At 45.7% G+C, this 6302-nt stretch carries 5 protein-coding genes; 4 read left to right on the top strand and 1 reads right to left on the bottom strand.

Annotated elements, in window-relative coordinates:
* Window positions 1-6 precede the first annotated feature (6 nt).
* From QUA88_RS16795 to QUA88_RS16810, 4 genes are all read left to right on the top strand, one after another.
* Window positions 7-1164, top strand: a complete 1158-nt coding sequence (locus QUA88_RS16795) for a DegT/DnrJ/EryC1/StrS family aminotransferase (protein ID WP_333272734.1) — start codon at window positions 7-9, stop codon at window positions 1162-1164.
* Between the two features lie 644 nt (window positions 1165-1808).
* On the top strand, window positions 1809-3485 hold the full coding sequence (locus tag QUA88_RS16800; RefSeq protein WP_333210330.1) for an AarF/ABC1/UbiB kinase family protein: 1677 nt from the start codon (window positions 1809-1811) through the stop codon (window positions 3483-3485).
* A 199-nt stretch (window positions 3486-3684) separates the two neighbouring features.
* The gene (locus QUA88_RS16805) at window positions 3685-4059 is read left to right on the top strand and encodes a hypothetical protein (RefSeq protein ID WP_333047934.1); all 375 of its coding nucleotides are present in this window, start codon (window positions 3685-3687) and stop codon (window positions 4057-4059) included.
* 186 nt (window positions 4060-4245) lie between these two features.
* Window positions 4246-5196, top strand: coding sequence for an NAD-dependent epimerase/dehydratase family protein (locus QUA88_RS16810; RefSeq protein WP_333053814.1), 951 nt, complete (start codon window positions 4246-4248; stop codon window positions 5194-5196).
* Window positions 5197-5199: 3 nt separating this feature from the next.
* Here QUA88_RS16810 and QUA88_RS16815 read toward each other — a convergent pair whose 3' ends face one another.
* Window positions 5200-6222 (bottom strand): Npun_R2821/Npun_R2822 family protein, encoded by a 1023-nt coding sequence (locus QUA88_RS16815; protein ID WP_333053815.1) that lies wholly within the window; start codon window positions 6220-6222, stop codon window positions 5200-5202.
* Window positions 6223-6302 lie beyond the last annotated feature (80 nt).

Below are 6302 nucleotides of genomic sequence, written 5' to 3' on the forward strand. Positions count from 1 at the left end.
TCAAAAGTGAATAATGTTCCCCCCCTCGACTTAACCCGCCAATACGCGCTCCTTGGCGACGAAATAACCGCTGCGGTGCAAAAAGTGCTTGCCTCTGGCGGCTACGTAGGCGGCCCGGCCGTCAAGAGTTTTGAACGAGAGTTCGCCGACTACATCGGCGTTTCCGAGTGCGTTGGCTGCAACTCCGGCACCGATGCCTTGATTTTGGCCTTGCGAGCTCTCAAAATTGGCCCTGGCGATGAAGTGATTACCACTCCTTTTACCTTTTTTGCTTCGGCTGAGACAATTAGCGCCGTCGGCGCCACTCCAGTATTTGTCGATATTGACAGCGAGACTTTTAATCTGGATGTCGAGCTCCTCGAAGCGGCAATTACCGACAAAACCAAGGCAATTATGCCCGTCCACATCTTCGGCCAACCGGTAGACATGACTCGGCTGATGGAAATTGCGACTCGGCACAATTTAGCCGTAATTGAAGATTGCGCCCAGTCTGTCGGGGCCCAGTGGCAGTCTCGAAAAGTCGGCAGCATTGGCCATGTCGGCTGCTTCAGTTTTTATCCGACCAAAAACTTAGGCGCTTGCGGTGACGGTGGCGCGGTGACGACAAACGATCCAGCCCTCGCAGCTTCGATGCGAGTGCTCAAAGAACACGGACAGTCTTCTAGGTATTTCTACGAAGAAATCGGCTACAACAGCCGTTTAGATGCCCTGCAAGCGGTGATTCTCAGCATTAAATTGCGATATCTCGACAGTTGGAACACTCAGCGACAGGAGAAAGCGGCACTTTACAGCGAATTTCTCTCCCGCGTGCCCGGAGTTGCCATCCCCAAAGAATTGCCCGAAGCAAAAGGAGTTTGGAATCAATACACGATCCGGCTGACAACTCCAGAAGACGCCCAAAATCCCTCTGGCAATTTTCGAGATTGGATGCGGGCTCAGTTGCAGGAAGCTGGCATCGGTTCGATGGTTTACTATCCGTTACCTTTGCACCTGCAACCTGTTTACAAATCTTTGGGTTATCAAGCAGGTCAGTTGTCAAAGGCTGAGCAAGTTTGTCGCGAAGTCTTGTCTTTGCCGATGTTCCCGGAACTGTCGAGGGATCAACAAGAGCGGACGATTTATGGGCTGAAAGATTGCTTGGCAAAGGCCGATCGCATCCGGTAGCTTTGGCGCGATGGCATCAGCGAGGGAAATGCAGGAGGAGAAAAGAATTGCAGGGTTGCAGTGGTGTGAGAATGTGCAGCGGTCAGTCGATTTTAGATTTTAGATTTTAGATTTTAGATTTACCCCACAGATAAATCTGGGATCTTGAACTAGGGTCTAAAATTTTTATCTCTCCACGACTTAAGTACGTAGCACGGTATCCGTTGTTGGGCTGGGTCAGGGAGAGCTGTTAAGTATTTTGACCGATCACTTGTACTTTTATGTACTATATTTAATGAAAAGAAACAAATTTAGGCTAGCAATCCGCCTCGAACGGGTGCATTTTCCGCTCGCCTAAAACTTGCAGTGCGATCGGTCAATGATGAAGAAGGAAGTTCGGCAACGGATTCGCTCGACGGATGTAACGGATTTCAGGAAGAGGGAAGAGGGAAGAAGGAAGAGGGAAGAAGGAAGAATAAAGAATAAAGAATGTTGGAACTTTCGACTTCTAATCCCCGATACCCGATGCCCGATGCCCGATGCCCGATGCCCGATGCCCGATGCCCGATGCCCGATGCCTGATGCCTGATGCCCGATGCCCGATGGCCGATGCCCAATTCTCAATTTAACCTGTAATTTTCAGAAGATAAGAGGAAAATAAACGAGTGCCTCAGTATCAATTCACTCAGGCTAGACGCTACGATCCACAAGCGATCGCTCAGTATTACCGCAAACGTCCTTGGAAAGCAATTTGGCGCGCAATTACCGTTATTTGGTCTTTTGCAGGCTTCGTTCTGGGGATGCTGTGGGACAGTTGGCAGCATGAAGTCGCAGCACACCAGCCGGAACGGGCCACCCACCTACGACAAATACTTACTCGCTTGGGCCCCACTTTCATTAAAGTCGGCCAAGCCCTTTCTACCAGACCGGATTTGATCCGCAAAGACTTTCTCGAAGAATTGATCAAACTTCAGGATCAATTGCCGCCGTTTGACTCGGTGCGCGCTTTCGAGATTATTGAAGCGGAACTCGATCGCAAAATTAGCGAAACCTACAGCGAAATCTCCCCCGAACCTGTCGCCGCGGCAAGTCTTGGTCAAGTCTACCGAGCTCGCCTCCTCACCGGGGAAGCAGTAGCAGTCAAGGTTCAGCGACCGAATTTGCTGCCCGTATTGAGCCTTGACCTTTACTTAATGCGCTGGGCCGCTGGATGGTTGGGCCCGTTGCTGCCGCTGAATCTCGGTCACGACCTTTGTTTGATCGTCGATGAATTCGGTATCAAATTGTTCGAGGAAATTGATTATATCAATGAAGGCCGCAACGCCGAGAAATTTGCGACAAATTTTGCCGACGACCCGACAGTAAAAGTTCCGAGCATTTACTGGCGCTATACTTCAAATTGCGTTCTGACTCTTGAATGGATTGACGGCATCAAGCTGACAGATATGGAAAGTGTTAAAGCCGCAGGTTTGGATACCGATAGTTTAATTGAAGTCGGAGTCCGCAGCGGTTTGCGGCAGTTGCTGGAACACGGATTTTTTCACGCTGACCCCCATCCGGGAAATCTGTTTGCCTTAGCGGACGGCCGCATGGCTTACATTGATTTTGGGATGATGGATCAGATGGAAGAAACAACTAAAGAAACTTTGGTTGATTCTGTCGTTCATTTGATCAACAAAGATTACTTACAATTAGCGAAGGATTTTGTCAAACTTGGCTTTTTGACTCCAGATACAGATATTATGCCGATCGTCCCGGCGTTGGAATCTGTACTGGGTGATATCGTCGGCGAAAAGGTGTCAGATTTTAACTTCAAGACGATTACAGACCAGTTTTCGGAGTTGATGTACGATTATCCTTTCCGGGTGCCGGCGAAATTTGCCTTAATTATTCGCTCTCTGGTGACAGAAGAAGGTTTGGCCCTGACGCTGAATCCGAATTTCAAGATAGTCGAGGTGGCGTATCCTTATGTAGCGCGACGTTTGTTGAACGGAGAATCTCCGGCTCTGCGGCGGCGTCTGATTGAGGTATTATTCAAAGATGGCAAATTCCAGTGGAACAGGTTAGAGGACATGATCGCGATCGCCCGATCGGATCGCAGTTTCGACTTGCTCCCCACCGCCCAACTAGGCTTGCAATTTTTGCTGTCCGAGGAAGGCTCGTTTTTGAGACGCCAGCTAATGTTAGCTTTGATTGAGGACGATCGAATCCACACCGAAGAAGTTCGCAGCCTGTGGAACTTAGTCAAGGAAGATTTGCAGCCCAGTCGCCTGTTCAACGTTGCTCTAGGCGCTTTGACGGAGTTTTCCACAGCAGGGGCAGCCGCGCTAACTCGATTTTAATTAGAAGGAAGTTCGGCAACGGATTCGCTCGACGGATGTAACGGATGTCAGGAAGAAGGAAGAGGGAAGAAGGAAGAGGGAAGAAGGAAGAAAAATAATTCTACTCTTGCCAATTCCCAATTCCCAATTCCCAATTCCCAATTCCCAATTCCCAATTCCCCATTCCCCATTTCCAATTACCCAAATTAAGGAATTATTCGTGTATTATTTTCCAGAACCTCCCTATTTTTTAATGTCGGCTGGATTACTAGCAGGTATGGCTTCCGGCGTAGCATTTGAAGCAACTCTCAAACAATCCGTACAACAATGGTCTAAAAATCGTTCTACTCGCACCTTGGCTAACCTGCCAAGGCTGCAATTGGTCATACCTTTTCTGGGAATGGCGGGCGGTATTTGTGTATTTTTAGCTTCGGGGATGGAGATTTTTGGCTTCCCCAAACTACTTTGTTATGCCCTAGCTTTGCCACTGACGGTACTCACTGGCTGGCTAGTTTGGACTCAGCTAGGTAAGCTTTTGATCGAGTTAGAACGCGGAGGTTCCCAAGCGCTGGATTTAGATTCTTTTGAACAATGAAAGTTAACTATCAACCTCTTTTTATCAGAAGGAAGGGGGTTGATAGTTATCTAGGATTATCCTATTTGATGCTTTTTGAACCGCAGAGAACGCAGAGAACGCAGAGGAAGACAAAGAAGAAGATGACAAGTTAGGCAATAATTTGTGTAAAATTTTTAAAATCTAAAATCTAAAATCTAAAATCGAATGAGTATTTTAATTGTTACAGGTGCGGCGGGATTTATTGGCTCTAACTTAGTAGAAACTCTTTTAAATCGAGGGGAGACGGTAATTGGTGTTGATGAGTTCAACGATTATTACGATCCGGATCTCAAGCGCAAGAATATTGCTCGCTTTGAAAAGTATCCGGGTTTTGAATTGGTGGAAGGCGATATTTTGTCTCTAAATTGGCGTGGTCTTTTATCTGATGCTAAGGTGATATTTCATCAGGCGGCGCAAGCAGGAGTTCGTGCTAGCTGGGGCGACGGTTTTCGCAGCTATACGGAACGCAATATTAACAGCACTCAAGTATTGTTAGAAGCGGCAAAAGATGCGCCAAGATTGCAAAAGTTTGTCTATGCTTCTTCTTCTTCAATTTACGGCAATGCTGAATCTTTTCCCACGAATGAAAACGCTTGTCCGCAGCCGGTTTCTCCCTACGGAATTACGAAGTTAGCCGGTGAACGTTTGTGTGGGCTTTATTACAAAAATTTTGGTCTTCCGACTACTTCCCTGCGCTATTTTACTGTTTACGGGCCGAGACAGCGCCCCGATATGGCTTTTCACAAGTTTTTTAAGTCGATTTTGTTTGATGAGGCGATTTCTATTTTCGGCGACGGATTGCAAACGCGGGATTTTACGTTTATCAGCGATTGCGTTGCGGCGAATTTAGCGGCGGCTGAGGTTCCTGAAGCTGCGGGGGAAGTTTTTAATATTGGTGGGGGAAGTCGGGTGGTTTTGAAGGAAGTTATTGATACAATACAAAGGATTGTCGATCGACCTATTCGCATAGATTTTACCGAAGCTGCGAGGGGAGACGCGCGGCACACTAGCGCAGATGTGTCTAAAGCCAAGAAAATCTTAGGTTATCAGCCGCAGGTTTCTCTAGAAGAAGGATTGAGGCGCGAATGGGAGTGGATTCAGTCTTTGTACAGTTAGATACTATTTATCCCCAAAATTCCGCAACTTAAATTGAACATTATTAAGTTTTCTCATTCCCCAACTTTTGAGATTTCTCCCCAAGCGAACCAACACATTTGGAGGCACGAGTTTTGGCTGTGTTTCCGACGAATTCAAATAGCGGTAATGCAGAAATACATCTCGGTAAGGAATCTCCACATCTTCACCAGCACACAAGCGAGTAAACTTTGCAGCCGAAATACTCATGTAATGCAAATAAGTAAGCCGCCGTCCTTTATCATATAAAACATCATCTATCACATCAAATTGAGAAGACCAATGATTTCCCGTTACCTGTTCGGGTTCAGCATATGCAAAGTTGTAAAAAGATATTTTGCTGCGGGCGACTAAATAGTTAAGTAAAGATTGGTCAGCCCCCCGCAAAGACATAATTTCCGCTTCTCCTGATGTTAATTTTTCTAAAAATTGAGAGCAATTATTTCGATTTAAAACCCCCGCTTTTGACGCAAACCAACCCGCACAAAAAGTATGAGATTGCAGTCCGTCAATATTTAAAATTTGAGGTAATTTGGGGGAGGACAAATCAAATATATAATTGAGGTCGGATTTGTATTGAAAATCGTTTGCTACCCAATCAAAATCATCAAGTTTTTGATAAATATAATCTAGAGAACCCATTAACAGAGTGTCTGCATCAAAATAGATAAATTTATCAAAAGGGCCGTCGAAACAACATAATTTTCGGTGCATTTCCAAACATTGAACTGGTTCCCAACCTTGAGATTTCCATACTTTTTGAGCTTTTGCATGAGTTTTCCAAACTTGAGTCGCAAAGTCTTCCCATAAAATGATGGAATCGGTATTTTCAAACAGGGTGACATGAGGACGAGTTGCAATTTCTACTTGCACTTTTTTCATTCTGTCATCATAGGGAATGATGCAAACAGGAATATTTTTTGCCCCGTTGACTTCGAGACTGTTCAATAAAGCGACTAAGTGGTCGAAAACAACATCGTTTGCCAGAATATAAATGCCATCAGTCATCGGATTTTAGATTTTAGATTTTAGATTTTAGATTGAAGAATTATACTCATTCAAACCTTGTTTGGCATCAAAAACACCAC

Source organism: Microcoleus sp. D3_18_C2 (assembly GCF_036702395.1).
GTDB lineage: Bacteria > Cyanobacteriota > Cyanobacteriia > Cyanobacteriales > Microcoleaceae > Microcoleus.